We start from the raw sequence: 14,551 nt of genomic DNA, 5'->3' as shown, positions 1-14,551 counted from the left end.
CCGGATCATGTCTCGCAAACCTCTTGTCGACCCGCGGCGTGCCCGCGAGGAAATTGCCCAGTCCGCCGCCCGCCTGATCGCGGAAGACGGCCTCGATTACGCCGGCGCGAAACGCAAGGCCGCGCGCCAGCTGTTCGGCGATACGCGCGTTGCCGGCGAATGGCTGCCGGATAACGACCTGATCGAGGAAGAACTGCGCGAGTACCTCGCGCTGTTCCAGAGCGACACGCAGCCGGACGAACTGCGCCGCCTGCGCGAGATCGCGCTCGACTGGATGCGCCGGCTCGCCGAGTTCAATCCGTACGTGACGGGCGCGGTGCTGAATGGCACCGCGAACGCGCATTCGGACATCCATTTGCAGATATTCACCGACAACCCGAAGGACGTCGCGATCTACCTGCTGAACCAGAACGTCCAGTACGACGTGTCCGAAACGCGGCATTTCGCCGGTCGCGCCGACGTCGAGACGCTCAGCTTCCTGTGGCGCCCGCGGCGCGACGTGGACGCGATCGGCATTCACGTCGCGCTCTACGCGAGCGACGACCTGCGCGGCGCGGTCAAGGCCGACGCCCGCGGCCGGGTCGCCCGCGCCGACGCCACTGTGTTGCGCGCGCTGCTCGAGGCCAGCAACGCCCCTTCCGAACCGGAATGATTCAACGATGATGATGAAACGCATGTTGGCGCTCGCGGTGGTCGCGGCCGCCGCCGTTGCCGGCGGGCTCGCCGCCGGCCATTGGTTCCGCGGCGGCAGCGCCGATGACGGCGTCGCCGTCGCCGCATCCGCCGCGAAAGGCAGCCCGGTCGACCAGCTGTGGGCGGCGTCGCTGACCGGCGTCGACGGCAAGCCGGCGTCGCTCGCTTCCTTCAAGGGCCAGAAGGTCGTGGTCAATTTCTGGGCGTCGTGGTGCGGCCCGTGCGTCGAAGAGATGCCGGAACTCGTCGCGCTGTCGCACCAATACAAGCAGAAGGGGATCCGTTTCATCGGGATCGGCGTCGATTCCGACCAGAACGTGAAGAACTTTCTGCAGAAGGTGAAGGTCGACTATCCGGTTTTCGTCAGCGGTTATGCGGGCGCCGATCTGGCCCGTAATTTTGGAAATACCGCCGGCGCGCTGCCGTTTACGGTCGTCATCGACGAAACCGGCAAGATTCGCGAGACAAAATTGGGACAAATCCAACCGGCCGAGCTGAAAAAGACCCTCGACGCGTTGTGATCGCCCTGAACGGCTGCCTGCGCGTTGGCGGCGATTTGTGCGTCGATCGGCGCAATTTCACGGGAATTCGCTGATACTTTGCGGCCGCACCGGTAATTCTTGCAGGTCCGGCGCGCGCGGCCGTTCGGCAAAACTAGACAAATTTCTCTAAATAGCGCTAAAGTTCGCGCAATTCCGCAGAAATAGAAGCGACCATGACACGATTGCTGGTGCTGCACGGCCCCAACCTGAACCTTCTCGGCACCCGGGAACCGGAGGTGTACGGCCGCGTCACGCTCTCGCAGATCGATCAGGCGCTTGCCGCGCGGGCGCAGGAAGCCGGCGCCGAACTGTCGTCGTTCCAGAGCAACCATGAAGGCGCGCTCGTCGACCGCATCCAGGCCGCGCGGGAGGAACAGACCGATTTCATCCTGATCAATCCCGCCGCGTATACGCACACGAGCGTCGCGATCCGGGACGCGATCGCCGGCGTTGGCATCCCGTTCGTCGAGGTTCATCTGTCGAACGTGCACCGCCGCGAAGCGTTCAGGCACCACTCCTACTTTTCCGACCAGGCCGAAGGCGTGATCTGCGGGCTCGGCTGGAAAGGTTATCTGTACGCGCTCGAGTACGCGCTCGACAAGCTCCAAGGCGCGTCGCGCGGCTGATTTCGCGATCTAGATTCAGCGCCGGTCCCACCGGCGCTTTCACGTATTGAAAGGGGAATTCCCGATGGATCTTCGTAAGCTGAAAACTCTGATCGACCTCGTCTCCGAATCCGGCATCTCCGAGCTGGAAGTGACGGAAGGCGAAGGCAAGGTGCGTATCGTCAAGAACGCGCCGCCGGTCTATGTCCAGCCGACGGGCGGATTTGCCCCGCAGGTCAGCGCACCGGCCCCGGCGGTCGCGCTGCCGACCGAAGGCGCGGCTGCCGCGCCGGCCGCAGGCGCCGCTGCCGCGCCCGCCGTGCCGCAAGGCCACGTCGTGACGTCGCCGATGGTCGGCACGTTCTATCGCGCGCCGTCGCCGGGCGCGGACCCGTTCACCCAGGTCGGTGACACGGTCAAGGAAGGCCAGACCATCTGCATCATCGAAGCGATGAAGCTGCTCAACGAGATCGAGTCGGACAAGGCCGGCGTGATCAAGGAAATCCTCGTCGAGAACGGCCAGGCCGTCGAATACGGCCAGCCGCTTTTCGTGATCGGCTAAGCCCGCCGCGCGGCCTGTCCGGCCGCGCACCGCCGATGCTCGCCAGGCGCCGTTCGCGCGCCCCTCGAAGAGACGAATACTCGCTATGTTTGAAAAAATCCTCATTGCCAACCGCGGTGAAATCGCGCTGCGCATCCAGCGCGCGTGCCGCGAGCTCGGCGTCAAGACGGTGGTTGTCTACTCGGAAGCCGACAAGGAAGCCAAGTATGTCCGCCTCGCGGACGAAGCCGTCTGTATCGGCCCGGCCCCGTCGAACCTGAGCTACCTGAACATGCCGGCGCTGATCAGCGCCGCGGAAGTCACCGATGCCGAGGCGATCCACCCCGGCTACGGCTTCCTGTCGGAGAACGCCGACTTCGCGGAACGCGTCGAGCAGTCGGGCTTCACGTTCATCGGCCCGCGTCCGGAAACGATCCGCCTGATGGGCGACAAGGTCACCGCGAAGCAGACCATGATCAAGACCGGCGTGCCGTGCGTGCCGGGTTCGGAAGGCGCGTTGCCGGACGATCCGAAGGAGATCGTGAAGATTGCCCGCGCGATCGGCTATCCGGTCATCATCAAGGCAGCGGGCGGCGGCGGCGGGCGCGGGATGCGCGTCGTGCACACCGAGGCCGCGCTGGTCAATGCGGTCAACATGACCCGCGAGGAAGCCGGCCGTGCGTTCGGCAACCCGCAGGTGTACATGGAGAAGTTCCTCGAGAACCCGCGCCACATCGAAATCCAGGTGCTGTCGGACGCGCACAAGAACGCGATCTGGCTCGGCGAGCGCGACTGCTCGATGCAGCGCCGTCACCAGAAGGTGATCGAGGAAGCGCCGGCGCCCGGCATTCCGCGCCGCCTGATCGAGCGCATCGGCGACCGCTGCGCGGACGCGTGCAAGAAGATGGGCTATCTCGGCGCGGGCACGTTCGAATTCCTGTACGAGAACAACGAGTTCTACTTCATCGAGATGAACACGCGCGTGCAGGTCGAGCACCCGGTGTCGGAAATGATCACGGGCGTCGACATCGTCCAGGAACAGATCCGCATCGCAGCCGGCGAGAAGATCGCGCTGCGCCAGCGCGACATCCAGTTCCGCGGACATGCGATCGAATGCCGGATCAACGCGGAAGATCCGTTCAAGTTCACGCCGTCTCCGGGTCGGATCACGTCGTGGCATACGCCGGGCGGCCCCGGCGTGCGCGTCGACTCGCATGCATACAATGGCTATTTCGTGCCGCCGAACTATGATTCGATGATCGGCAAGCTGATCACCTACGGCGCGACGCGCGACCAGGCGATCCGCCGGATGCGCATCGCGCTGTCGGAGATGGTCGTCGAAGGCATCCAGACCAACATCCCGCTGCACCGCGAGCTGATGATCGACTCGAAGTTCGTCGAAGGCGGCACCAGCATCCACTATCTCGAACACCGGCTCGCCCAGAAGCAGCAGGTCGCACCGGAAGAAGCGTAAGCATGAGCTATCGCGAACTCGTCGTCGAACTGGCCCGTGAGCATGCGGAGGCGCTGTCCGACGCGCTGCTCGACCTGGGCGCGCTGTCGGTGTCCGTCGAGGACGCCGACGCCGACACGCCCGACGAACAGCCGCTCTTCGGCGAGCCGGGCCTCGTTCCCGAACGCACCGCATGGCAGCACTCGCGCGTGATCGCGCTGCTGTCGCCCGATCACGATCCGGCCGTGCTGCTCGCGGCGGCCGCGAACGAGATCGGCGTCGCCGAGACGCCGAAGTTCGACGTACGCGAAGTCGAGGAACAGGACTGGGTGCGGCTCACGCAGTCGCAATTCGAGCCGATTCCGATCGGCGAGCGGATCTGGGTCGTGCCGTCGTGGCACGACGCACCCGACCCCGACGCGCTGATCCTCGAACTCGACCCCGGCCTCGCATTCGGCACGGGCAGCCACCCGACCACGCGCCTGTGCATGGAATGGCTCGAACAGTCGGTGAAGCCCGGCCAGTCCGTGCTCGACTACGGTTGCGGCTCGGGCATTCTCGCGATCCTCGCGAAGAAATGCGGGGCGAACCCCGTGGTCGGCATCGACATCGATCCTCAAGCGGTCGAATCGGCGCGGCAGAACAGCGAACGCAACCACGCGGAAGTCACGTACGGGCTGCCCGACGCATGCCCGGCCGGCGAATTCGACATCGTCGTCGCCAACATCCTGTCGAACCCGCTGAAGCTGATGGCGTCGATGCTCGCATCGAAGGTGAAACCGGGCGGGCGCATCGCGCTGTCGGGTGTGCTCGCGCGCCAGGCGGACGAAGTCGCGGCCGTCTATGCGCGCTACGTCGACATCTCGGTCTGGCGCGAACACGAAGGTTGGGTATGCCTCGCCGGAACGCGGCGGGAAAGCCATTAGAATAGCGCTGTCCTTCACTCTGGCCAGCAGGCCGCCCGGCTCGACATGCTTCTTGCGACGCGCTGCCCTCATTGCGAAACCGTCTTCCGGCTGCAGCAGGAACAGCTCTCGCTGCATGACGGGCTCGTGCGCTGCGGACACTGCCATCAGGTCTTCAACGCGGCGCAGTCGCTCGTTCCCGAGCCGGCGCTGACCGAAGCGGAACCGGCCGGGCCGGCCGCCGCCGTACCGCAACACGAAGCCGCGCCCGCACGGCTCTTCGCCACCGACGCACCGGTCGAGCCGACGTCCGGCTCCGACTACCAGCCCGAAGGCTGGGACATGTGGGCGCCGTGGCTCGATGCCGGCGTCGATCCGTCCCTGCAGCACAACGTACAGACCGTGCGCACCGAGCCGCTGGTGCCGCTCGCGCCGCCGGCCATGGACGCTGGCGTCGTCCACCTGTCCGGCACGCCTGCCCCGATCGCATCGGCTCCGGCCGAACTGCACGCTGTCGCGTCGGCGGAGCCGGATTGGGCGCGCCACGAAACCGACTCATCCGGCGCATCGCGGGCCACGCCACCCGCCGAACCCGACCTGCGCGAACCGCGCTTCGTCGCGCACACGCCGTCGGCGGCCGACGCGGACGAACCTGTTGGCAACGCGCACTTCTCCGTACCCGACGACGAACGCGCACCGCGCGAACCGCGCTTCGCATTCACGCCGGCGCAAGCCGTCCCTGAACCCAGCGCCGACGCCGACGAGCGCGCCCCCGCACCGGCCGCGGCGGCCAGCGAAGCGGCCGTCCAACCGGCCGCGCCCTTCCCCGCCGCACTGGCCGACGACGATCGCCCGCACTTCGCCGTGACCCGCGAGACGCGCGCGCCGCAGCGACGCGGGATGCTCGGCGGCTTTTTCGGCGGACTCGTCGCCGCCGCGCTCGCGGTGCTGCTCGTCGCGCAACTCGCGTGGTGGCAGCGCGAAACCGTGATGATCTACTGGCCGGTCACGCAAGGCTGGTTCCGGCAGGCGTGCGCGCCGCTCGGCTGCACGGTGACGCCGCCGCGCGCAATCGATGGCCTGCGGCTCGACGCGGCCGACCTGCGCCAGATCGACGGCCCGCGCGTGCTGGAGTTGAAGGTGCCGCTGACGAACCGCTACCGCGTCGCACTCGCCTACCCGTCGCTCGAGCTGACGCTGCTCGACGACACGAATCACGTGACCGTGCGCCGCGTGCTCGCGCCGCGCGACTACGTCCGCCCGGGCACGCCGATCGACGCCGGGCTGCCGCCCGGCACGACGCGGACGATGGTCGTCCGTCTCGACACGAACGGCGCGCCCGCCTCGAATTTCCGCGTCCAGATCTTCTATCCGTGACGCCCCGCGGCGCGCGCATGCGCGCCGTCTCAACCCGCGCGCCGCAGCGGCGCGCTATTTCGGAGCACGAACATGAGCAAAGTTACGCTGGGTGGCAACCCGATCGATCTCGCCGGCACGTTCCCGGCCGTCGGCTCGCAAGCCCCCGACTTCAAGCTGGTCGGCAAGGACCTCGCCGATCTGTCGCTCGCCAGCTTCGCCGGCAAGCGCAAGGTGCTGAACATCGTCCCGAGCCTCGACACGCCGACCTGCGCAACGTCGACCCGCAAGTTCAACGAAGCCGCGTCGTCGCTCGACAACACGGTCGTGATCGTCGTATCCGGCGACCTGCCGTTCGCCGCCACGCGCTTCTGCACGACGGAAGGCCTCGCGAACGTCGTGACGGCTTCGACGTTCCGCGGCGCCCGCGCGTTCGCGAACGCGTATGGCGTCGACGTGACGAGCGGCCCGCTGAACGGCCTGACGGCCCGCGCGGTCGTCGTGCTCGACGCGCAGGACAAGGTGACCCACGCGGAACTCGTCGGCGAGATCAAGGACGAGCCGAACTACGACGCAGCGCTCGCCGCACTGAAGTAACCCGCTGCCGCCCGGCGCTGCCGCGCGAGGCCCGACGGCCTCGGCGCACCGGCCGGGCGGCCGCTTCCTTTTGCTCTCTACAGGAACGCACGCCTTGACTACGCTGATTTGCGGCTCGCTCGCCTACGACAACATCATGACCTTCGAAGGCCGGTTTCGCGAGCACATCCTGCCCGACCAGGTTCACCTTCTGAATGTGAGCTTCCTCGTGCCGACGATGCGTCGCGAATTCGGCGGTTGCGCGGGGAACATCGCTTACGCGCTGCACATGCTCGGCGGCGACGCGCGCATCATGGCGACGGTCGGCGCGAACGACGCCGATCGCTATCTCGAGCGTCTCGACAGCCTCGGCCTGTCCAAGGCCAGCGTGCGCGTGGTGCCCGAAACGCACACCGCGCAGGCGATGATCACGACCGATCTCGAGAACAACCAGATCACCGCATTTCACCCGGGCGCGATGATGCAGTCGCACCTGAACCGCGCGGACGAAGTGTCGGGCGTGAAGCTCGGCATCGTCGCGCCGGACGGCTTCGACGGGATGGTCCAGCACGCCGAGCAATTCGCGAAGGCCGGCATCCCGTTCATCTTCGATCCGGGCCAGGGCCTGCCGCTGTTCGATGGTGCGACGCTGCGCCGCATCATTGAACTCGCGACCTTCGTCGCGGTCAACGACTACGAGGGCAAACTCGTCAGCGACAAGACGGGCTGGTCCGAACAGGAAATCGCCAGCCGGGTTCAGGCGTTGATCATCACGCGCGGCGAGCACGGCTCCACTATTCTTCACAAAAACGGCGAAGAACAGATTCCGGTCGTGCAAGCCGAGCGTGTCGTCGATCCGACCGGCTGCGGCGACGCCTTCCGTGGCGGCCTGCTGTACGGCATCGAGAATGGCCTCGACTGGGCAACCACGGGCCGCCTCGCGAGCCTGATGGGCTCGATCAAGATCGCCCACCAGGGGCCTCAAACTTACGCACTGACGCGCGCCGAAATCGACGCGCGTTTCGAGGCTGCCTTCGGGTACAGTCTCAAATGAATATTGTGGGAGAGCAAAAATGACGACCAAGAAAACCCTCACGCTCGCCGCCATGCTGACGGCCACGCTGACGCTCGCGGGCTGCTTCACGGCGCCGGGCTCGGCAGATGTCTATAGCGTCGGTCAGGCGCAGCGCGAACAGACCGTCCGCATGGGCACGGTCGAAAGCGTCCGTGCCGTGCGCATCCAGTCCGACGGCGGCGGCAGCGCGATCGGTACGCTCGGTGGCGGTGCGCTCGGCGCGGTCGCAGGCAGCGCGATCGGTGGCGGCAAGGGGTCGATCCTGACGGCCATCGCGGGCGGTCTTGTCGGCGCGGTCGCGGGCAACGCGGTCGGCGAAAACCTCAGCACGGCGAACGGTGTCGAGATCACCGTGCGCCTCGACAACGGCGACCTGCGTTCGATCACGCAGGCGGCGAGCGGCGAAGTGTTCCGCGCCGGCGAGCGTGTGCGCCTGCTGTCGAGCGGCGGCGTCACGCGCGTCACGCACTAACGAGCATCCTCAGCACGCGGCGCAAGCCGCGGTCGAACGCATGTGCGAAGCTGCACATGCGTTTTTTTTCGTCCGTGCCCGGCAGCCGGTCGACGCATCGACGAATACGGACGAAAAAAATCCCGCCACCTGAGCCAGATGGCGGGACCGATTGAGTAGCGCTACTCAACCCGCGGACACCACGTGAGTGTCCGGGTGGTACTGGTCAGCCGCGATTACGGACGGCTGCCGGTCGGGAACGGCCATGCCGCTGCCGGGTTGAGCGCGGTCTTCACGCCCGATGCCGGCGCGACCGATGCGGTCGACGCGGTGGTTGCCGGTGCAGCCTTCTTCACGACGGCCTTCTTCGGAGCAGCAGCCTTCTTCGCCGGGGCAGCGGCCTTCGGTGCGGCAGCCTTCGGTGCAGCGGCAGCCTTCTTCGCAGGCGCAGCCTTCTTGGCAGGGGCAGCCTTCTTCGCAGCGGCCTTCTTCGCAGGCGCAGCCTTCTTCGCGGCAGCCTTCTTCGCCGGCGCGGCCTTCTTCGCAGCAGCCTTCTTCGCCGGTGCGGCCTTCTTCGCAGCAACCTTCTTCACTGCGACTTTCTTGGCTGCAACCTTCTTCGCAGCGGCCTTCTTCGCCGGTGCTGCCTTCTTCGCGGCAACCTTCTTCACCGCGACCTTCTTCGCAGCGACCTTCTTCGCAGCAACCTTCTTGGCTGCAACCTTCTTCGTTGCGACCTTCTTTGCCGCGACCTTCTTCGCAGCGGCCTTCTTCGCCGGTGCTGCCTTCTTCGCGGCGACCTTCTTCACCGCGACCTTCTTCGCAGCAACCTTCTTCACCGCAGCGGCCTTCTTCGCCGGAGCAGCAGCCTTCTTCGCAACGGTCTTCTTGGCAGCGACCTTCTTAGCAGCCGGTTTTTTCTTGGCAGTAGCCATGTTGTTCTCCTTCAGGTTCAGATGAGAGTCAGTTCAAACTACACCCTTCGTCAAAACCCGCTTCCCGCGGACGCTGTTCAGGACGTGCGCTTCGAAGCGGGCTATTCATCGGCGTACGCGGATACCACGCGCTTACGCTAATGAATACGGTATGGCGCGCGTGACCCCATGGCCTCGCGCGCCAAATCAAGTCGGTAGCCGGCGCACCTCGCGCCGCTACCCCTAATCGCTTGATCAAGCGGACCGCCACACGGCCGTCCGCTTTTTCCGGAGGGAAGTTTGCCCATCCCACTGAAGGGTTCGCAAAGTGCCGATCATGTCGTTGGGCCGATAAGGCACCGGGCATGCTTTGCATCAGGCGTTCTTGCTCCTAAACCTTGGGCCGGGGCCGAGAGGCCGCCGGCTGCTCCATCATGTGACGGGTTCGCTGCTGCGGGTTATTCCCAGGACAGCGCACCGCCCGTCTGATACTCGATCACACGCGTCTCGAAGAAGTTGCGTTCCTTCTTCAGGTCAATCATCTCGCTCATCCACGGGAACGGGTTTTCCTCGTTCGGGAACAGCGGATCGAGGCCGATCTGCTGGCAACGACGGTTGCTGATGAAGCGCAGATAGCTCTTGAACATCGACGCGTTCAGACCCAGCACGCCGCGCGGCATCGTGTCCTCGGCGTAGCGGTATTCGAGTTCGACAGCCTGCTTGAACAGCTCGCGGATCTCGGCGCGGAATTCCGCGGTCCAGAGATGCGGGTTCTCGAGCTTGATCTGGTTGATCAGGTCGATGCCGAAATTGCAGTGCATCGACTCGTCACGCAGGATGTACTGATATTGCTCTGCAGCACCCGTCATCTTGTTCTGGCGGCCGAGTGCGAGGATCTGCGTGAAGCCGACATAGAAGAACAGGCCTTCCATGATGCAGGCGAACACGATCAGCGACTTCAGCAGCTTCTGATCCGCTTCGAGCGTGCCGGTCTTGAAGGCCGGGTCCGTCAGCGTGTGGATGAACGGGATCAGGAATTCGTCCTTCGCGCGGATCGACGTGACCTCGTGGTACGCGTTGAAGATCTCGCCTTCGTCGAGACCGAGCGATTCGACAATGTATTGATACGCGTGCGTGTGGATCGCTTCCTCGAACGCCTGGCGCAGCAGGAACTGCCGGCATTCGGGCGCCGTGATGTGGCGGTACGTGCCGAGCACGATGTTGTTCGCGGCGAGCGAATCGGCCGTCACGAAGAAGCCGAGGTTGCGCTTGACGATGCGGCGCTCGTCCTCGGTCAGACCGTTCGGGTCCTTCCACAGTGCGATGTCGCGGGACATGTTGATTTCTTGCGGCATCCAGTGGTTCGCGCAACCCGCCAGATACTTTTCCCACGCCCACTTGTACTTGAACGGCACCAGCTGATTGACGTCAGTCTGGCCGTTGATGATGCGTTTGTCGGCGACATTGACCCGCGCTTCCGAACCGCCAGCGGGAACAGCCGATGCTTGCGGCGGCACCGCAAGATCGCCTTCGAAAATGTCGCGGACCTGATGGGCGGCAGGCGTTGCAGCCTGCAGTCCGACAGCCATCCCTGCGGAGGTGCGCATCGCGTTTTGCTGCGCTCCGCTCGCGGGGGTTACGGCAGTCTTCTCGTCATCCCAGTTGAGCATAAATTCTCACCATCAATTTAGAACGGTTTGTACCATCTTTTCCTGAGCGATAAAAGGGTTCGCTCACGAAAAATCCTTTTTTCGATTCGCGTTGCGACCTCGATACAACACTTTGAGCAACGCATCGTCGTTCATGCAGAGCGCGACGCGTGTCACGCATGTATCGCGAGGTGCGCTCGACGCATCGAACGCTGATCGAAACGCGACGTCGTCGGGGATGTTTCGATCGCTTGTCACTGCCTGCAACGCAAGTGCCGCGTTACAGATTCCTTATCATTTTTTTAGTAGAGAGCGGCGCACACTTCAACCTCGATCGGTTGCCGTGCGCGCCGCCCGAACCTTCTTCAGGTCATGCGCGCCGCGTTACTGGCAGGCTTCGCACTCGTCGAAGCCCGGGTCGCCCGGACGCATCGTGCACACCGGACCGTCTGCTTCGACCGGCGCCAGCGCCGGTGCAGCATTGATCGCGCCCGACGATGCATCGCCGCCCGCTGCACCGAAGCCGCCTGCCGCGCCTTGCGCGCCGCCGCTGCTCGAGCCGCCGCTCGTCGGCACTGCGTTCAGCGCGCCGTGTGCGACCGTCGACTTCTCGACGTGCGTCGCCGCCATCGTGCGGAGGTAGTAGGTCGTCTTCAGACCGCGCAGCCATGCGAGCTTGTAGACCTCGTCGAGCTTCTTGCCCGACGCGCCGCCCATGTAGATGTTCAGCGACTGCGCCTGGTCGATCCACTTCTGACGACGCGACGCCGCTTCGACCAGCCACGTCGGGTCGACTTCGAACGCGGTCGCGTAGATCGCGCGCAGGTCGGCCGGGATGCGGTCGATGCGCGACAGCATGCCGTCGAAGTACTTCAGGTCGGCAACCATCACTTCGTCCCACAGGCCGCGTTCCTTCAGGTCGCGAACGAGGTACTCGTTGACCACCGTGAATTCGCCCGACAGGTTCGACTTCACGTACAGGTTCTGGAAGGTCGGCTCGATGCATGCCGACACGCCGATGATGTTCGAGATCGTCGCCGTCGGCGCGATCGCGACGCAGTTCGAGTTGCGCATGCCGTGTGCGGCGATCCGCGAACGCAGCGTCGTCCAGTCGAGCGACTCGGACGTGTCGACCTCGACGTAGCCGCCGCGCGCTTCCGTCAGCAGCTTCAGCGTGTCCTGCGGGAGGATGCCGCGATCCCACAGCGAGCCGCGGTAGCTCGAGTAACGGCCGCGTTCCTCGGCCAGCTCGGTCGACGCGTAGTACGCGTAGTAGCAGACCGCTTCCATCGAACGATCGGCGAACTCGACGGCCGCTTCCGACGCGTACGGCGTGCGCAGCAGATGCAGGCAGTCCTGGAAGCCCATGATGCCCATGCCGACCGGACGGTGCTTCAGGTTCGAGTTACGCGCCTTCGGCACCGCGTAGTAGTTGATGTCGATCACGTTGTCGAGCATGCGCATCGCGACGCTGATCGTGCGCTTCAGCTTGTCGTGGTCGAGCGCGTAGCTGCCGTCGGCCTGCTTCACCAGGTGGGCGACGAGGTTCACCGAGCCCAGGTTGCACACCGCGATTTCGGTGTCGCTCGTGTTCAGCGTGATTTCCGTGCACAGGTTCGACGAATGGACGACACCGACGTGCTGTTGCGGCGAGCGCACGTTGCACGGATCCTTGAACGTGATCCACGGGTGGCCGGTTTCGAACAGCATGCCGAGCATCTTGCGCCAGAGTTGCTGCGCCGGGATCTTCTTGAACAGCTTGATCTCGCCGCGCGCGACCTTGTCTTCGTAAGCCGTGTAAGCCTTCTCGAACTCCGCGCCGAACTTGTCGTGCAGATCCGGGCAGGTCGACGGCGAGAACAGCGTCCAGTCGGCGCCTTCCATCACGCGCTTCATGAACAGGTCGGGAATCCAGTTCGCCGTGTTCATGTCGTGCGTACGGCGGCGGTCGTCGCCGGTGTTCTTGCGCAGCTCGAGGAATTCCTCGATGTCGAGGTGCCACGATTCCAGGTACGCGCACACCGCGCCCTTGCGCTTGCCGCCCTGGTTGACCGCGACGGCCGTGTCGTTGACGACCTTCAGGAACGGGACCACGCCTTGCGACTTGCCGTTCGTGCCCTTGATATGCGAGCCGAGTGCGCGCACGCGGGTCCAGTCGTTGCCGAGGCCACCGGCGAACTTCGACAGCAGCGCGTTTTCCTTCAGCGCTTCATAGATGCCGTCGAGGTCGTCCGCGACCGTCGTCAGGTAGCACGACGACAGCTGCGAGCGGTGGGTGCCCGAGTTGAACAGCGTCGGCGTCGAGCTCATGAAGTCGAAGCTCGACAGCACGTTGTAGAACTCGATCGCGCGCGTTTCGCGGTCGATCTCGTTCAGCGACAGGCCCATCGCGACGCGCATGAAGAATGCCTGCGGCATTTCGATGCGGGTGCCGTCGACGTGCAGGAAGTAGCGGTCGTACAGCGTCTGCAGGCCGAGGTAGCCGAATTGCAGATCGCGGTTCGCGTCGAGCGCTTCGCCCAGACGCTTCAGGTCGAACTGCAGCAGCTTGTCGTCGAGCAGGCCGGCGTCGACGCCGCGCTTCAGGAACTGCGGGAAGTATTCGGCGTAGCGGGCCGACATGTCGGCCTGCACCACTTCCTCGCCGAGGATCTCGCGACGGATCGTGTGCAGCAGGATGCGGGCCGTGACCTGGCTGTATGCCGGATCCTTTTCGATCATCGTGCGCGCAGCGAGGATCGCCGAGTCGTAGACCTGGCTCATCGGCACGCCGTCGTACAGGTTCTTCACCGTTTCCGCGACGATCGGGTCAGGGTTAACCGCAGCGCCGAGGCCGTCGCACGCCGACACGATCAGCGCACGCAGCGCGTTCATGTCGAGCGGACGCGTGACGCCATTGTCGACGACGTTGATGCCGGTGCTCGACTCACCGCCCACGGCCGCTGCTTCCTCGCCCGCATGCTGACGCTCGAGGTGACGCTTCTCGCGATACAGCACGTACGCACGCGCGACGTTGTGCTCGCCGCCGCGCATCAGCGCGAGTTCGACCTGGTCCTGGATGTCTTCGATATGGAACGTACCGCCGTTCGGACGGCTGCGCACGAGCGCGCGCACGACGTTGTGCGTCAGCTGCTCGACGAGTTCGCGTACGCGCGCCGATGCCGCGCCCTGCCCGCCGTTGACGGCCAGGAAAGCCTTGGTCACCGCAATCGCGATCTTCGAAGGCTCGAACGACACCACGCTGCCGTTGCGGCGGATCACCTTGTAGTCGGCGAACGTGGCCTGCGGCGCGAGCGCCTGTGCGCCCTGTTCGGTCCCGCCGAGCGGACGGCTCGAGGCGCTCTCGTACTGGGACGTCGCGTTGTCGGTGGTTTGCATGTGCAAAGCTCCTGGTGTTGGATGGTGCGGAGAGAACCGCGGATTAAAACGAACGCTGCGCAATGGCGTGCGCGAGCGGTAAGAGGCGAGCGATGCGTCGGGGAAGCCGGTTCGGTCGATGCGCGACAACCGTTCCGGTCGTGTGCTTCGTCATGTGTACCCTGCCCCGTCGAAGTTCGCTGCGCTTGATCGCGACGCCCGGACCGCCCGGCCTGGCGCGCCGCCCTGAGAACCCTGTCCGCCGGCGTTGCCCGCCGGCCGGTGCCGCTCGGGTTTCCCCTGCGACACACACTATATCTAGTACAGAACTGCTCAACTGGCACCAAGTATAGTGGACATTCGGACGAGGTCAAAACGGATAATTTGCGATGGAGGTCTTGACATCGCTCGCGCGCAGACACGACAAGGCATTG

At 65.1% G+C, this 14,551-nt stretch carries 14 protein-coding genes; 10 read left to right on the top strand and 4 right to left on the bottom strand.

Annotated features, from left to right (window positions below):
• Window positions 1–7 precede the first annotated feature (7 nt).
• The 10 genes from HWX25_RS24965 to HWX25_RS24920 all read left to right on the top strand — a co-directional run bounded on the left by HWX25_RS24965 (window position 8) and on the right by HWX25_RS24920 (window position 8,218).
• Window positions 8–652 carry a hypothetical protein gene (locus tag HWX25_RS24965; RefSeq protein WP_059535498.1) on the top strand — a complete coding sequence of 215 codons (645 nt, stop codon included), beginning with the start codon at window positions 8–10 and terminating at the stop codon, window positions 650–652.
• Window positions 653–659: 7 nt separating this feature from the next.
• The gene (locus tag HWX25_RS24960; protein WP_175911082.1) at window positions 660–1,214 is read left to right on the top strand and encodes a TlpA disulfide reductase family protein; all 555 of its coding nucleotides are present in this window, start codon (window positions 660–662) and stop codon (window positions 1,212–1,214) included.
• Window positions 1,215–1,408: 194 nt separating this feature from the next.
• Window positions 1,409–1,861: a type II 3-dehydroquinate dehydratase gene (gene aroQ, locus HWX25_RS24955; protein ID WP_175911080.1), complete on the top strand. Its 453-nt coding sequence runs from the start codon at window positions 1,409–1,411 to the stop codon at window positions 1,859–1,861.
• Window positions 1,862–1,925: 64 nt separating this feature from the next.
• Window positions 1,926–2,402, top strand: a complete 477-nt coding sequence (gene accB / locus HWX25_RS24950) for an acetyl-CoA carboxylase biotin carboxyl carrier protein (protein ID WP_059535226.1) — start codon at window positions 1,926–1,928, stop codon at window positions 2,400–2,402.
• An 85-nt stretch (window positions 2,403–2,487) separates the two neighbouring features.
• Window positions 2,488–3,855 (top strand): acetyl-CoA carboxylase biotin carboxylase subunit, encoded by a 1,368-nt coding sequence (gene accC / locus HWX25_RS24945; RefSeq protein WP_059535225.1) that lies wholly within the window; start codon window positions 2,488–2,490, stop codon window positions 3,853–3,855.
• A 2-nt stretch (window positions 3,856–3,857) separates the two neighbouring features.
• Window positions 3,858–4,760 carry a 50S ribosomal protein L11 methyltransferase gene (prmA, locus tag HWX25_RS24940; protein ID WP_059535223.1) on the top strand — a complete coding sequence of 301 codons (903 nt, stop codon included), beginning with the start codon at window positions 3,858–3,860 and terminating at the stop codon, window positions 4,758–4,760.
• 45 nt (window positions 4,761–4,805) lie between these two features.
• Window positions 4,806–6,116: a DUF3426 domain-containing protein gene (locus HWX25_RS24935; RefSeq protein ID WP_175911078.1), complete on the top strand. Its 1,311-nt coding sequence runs from the start codon at window positions 4,806–4,808 to the stop codon at window positions 6,114–6,116.
• 72 nt (window positions 6,117–6,188) lie between these two features.
• The gene (gene tpx, locus HWX25_RS24930; protein WP_175911076.1) at window positions 6,189–6,692 is read left to right on the top strand and encodes a thiol peroxidase; all 504 of its coding nucleotides are present in this window, start codon (window positions 6,189–6,191) and stop codon (window positions 6,690–6,692) included.
• A 94-nt stretch (window positions 6,693–6,786) separates the two neighbouring features.
• Entirely contained in the window at window positions 6,787–7,725 is a 939-nt protein-coding gene (locus HWX25_RS24925; protein WP_059689104.1) for a carbohydrate kinase family protein, read from the top strand.
• Between the two features lie 19 nt (window positions 7,726–7,744).
• Window positions 7,745–8,218: a glycine zipper 2TM domain-containing protein gene (locus HWX25_RS24920; RefSeq protein WP_059820708.1), complete on the top strand. Its 474-nt coding sequence runs from the start codon at window positions 7,745–7,747 to the stop codon at window positions 8,216–8,218.
• 215 nt (window positions 8,219–8,433) lie between these two features.
• Here the strand turns inward: HWX25_RS24920 and HWX25_RS24915 are convergent, their stop codons facing one another.
• The 4 genes from HWX25_RS24915 to HWX25_RS24900 all read right to left on the bottom strand — a co-directional run bounded on the left by HWX25_RS24915 (window position 8,434) and on the right by HWX25_RS24900 (window position 14,138).
• Entirely contained in the window at window positions 8,434–9,132 is a 699-nt protein-coding gene (locus tag HWX25_RS24915; RefSeq protein WP_175911074.1) for a histone H1-like DNA-binding protein, read from the bottom strand.
• Between the two features lie 28 nt (window positions 9,133–9,160).
• Window positions 9,161–9,487, bottom strand: a complete 327-nt coding sequence (locus HWX25_RS24910) for a hypothetical protein (RefSeq protein WP_082725592.1) — start codon at window positions 9,485–9,487, stop codon at window positions 9,161–9,163.
• Between the two features lie 82 nt (window positions 9,488–9,569).
• On the bottom strand, window positions 9,570–10,781 hold the full coding sequence (locus HWX25_RS24905) for a ribonucleotide-diphosphate reductase subunit beta (RefSeq protein ID WP_059535212.1): 1,212 nt from the start codon (window positions 10,779–10,781) through the stop codon (window positions 9,570–9,572).
• Between the two features lie 363 nt (window positions 10,782–11,144).
• The gene (locus tag HWX25_RS24900) at window positions 11,145–14,138 is read right to left on the bottom strand and encodes a ribonucleoside-diphosphate reductase subunit alpha (protein ID WP_059820706.1); all 2,994 of its coding nucleotides are present in this window, start codon (window positions 14,136–14,138) and stop codon (window positions 11,145–11,147) included.
• Between the last annotated feature and the right edge of the window lie 413 nt (window positions 14,139–14,551).

It is taken from the genome of Burkholderia sp. BCC1640 (assembly GCF_902833125.1).
Classification (GTDB): Bacteria; Pseudomonadota; Gammaproteobacteria; order Burkholderiales; family Burkholderiaceae; genus Burkholderia; species Burkholderia diffusa.
The sequence above is the reverse complement of the archived record's forward strand: the minus strand, read 5'-3'. Positions and strand labels throughout refer to the sequence as shown.

What these genes read in the sequence shown, in the direction of transcription:
- HWX25_RS24965 (WP_059535498.1), top strand. Translation starts at nt 8, where the DNA reads ATGTCTCGCAAACCTCTTGTCGACCCGCGGCGTGCCCGCGAGGAAATT.
- HWX25_RS24960 (WP_175911082.1), top strand. Translation starts at nt 660, where the DNA reads ATGATGATGAAACGCATGTTGGCGCTCGCGGTGGTCGCGGCCGCCGCC.
- accB (WP_059535226.1), top strand. Translation starts at nt 1,926, where the DNA reads ATGGATCTTCGTAAGCTGAAAACTCTGATCGACCTCGTCTCCGAATCC.
- HWX25_RS24915 (WP_175911074.1), bottom strand. Translation starts at nt 9,132, where the DNA reads ATGGCTACTGCCAAGAAAAAACCGGCTGCTAAGAAGGTCGCTGCCAAG.
- HWX25_RS24920 (WP_059820708.1), top strand. Translation starts at nt 7,745, where the DNA reads ATGACGACCAAGAAAACCCTCACGCTCGCCGCCATGCTGACGGCCACG.
- HWX25_RS24935 (WP_175911078.1), top strand. Translation starts at nt 4,806, where the DNA reads ATGCTTCTTGCGACGCGCTGCCCTCATTGCGAAACCGTCTTCCGGCTG.
- aroQ (WP_175911080.1), top strand. Translation starts at nt 1,409, where the DNA reads ATGACACGATTGCTGGTGCTGCACGGCCCCAACCTGAACCTTCTCGGC.
- HWX25_RS24910 (WP_082725592.1), bottom strand. Translation starts at nt 9,487, where the DNA reads ATGCAAAGCATGCCCGGTGCCTTATCGGCCCAACGACATGATCGGCAC.
- prmA (WP_059535223.1), top strand. Translation starts at nt 3,858, where the DNA reads ATGAGCTATCGCGAACTCGTCGTCGAACTGGCCCGTGAGCATGCGGAG.
- tpx (WP_175911076.1), top strand. Translation starts at nt 6,189, where the DNA reads ATGAGCAAAGTTACGCTGGGTGGCAACCCGATCGATCTCGCCGGCACG.
- accC (WP_059535225.1), top strand. Translation starts at nt 2,488, where the DNA reads ATGTTTGAAAAAATCCTCATTGCCAACCGCGGTGAAATCGCGCTGCGC.
- HWX25_RS24905 (WP_059535212.1), bottom strand. Translation starts at nt 10,781, where the DNA reads ATGCTCAACTGGGATGACGAGAAGACTGCCGTAACCCCCGCGAGCGGA.
- HWX25_RS24900 (WP_059820706.1), bottom strand. Translation starts at nt 14,138, where the DNA reads ATGCAAACCACCGACAACGCGACGTCCCAGTACGAGAGCGCCTCGAGC.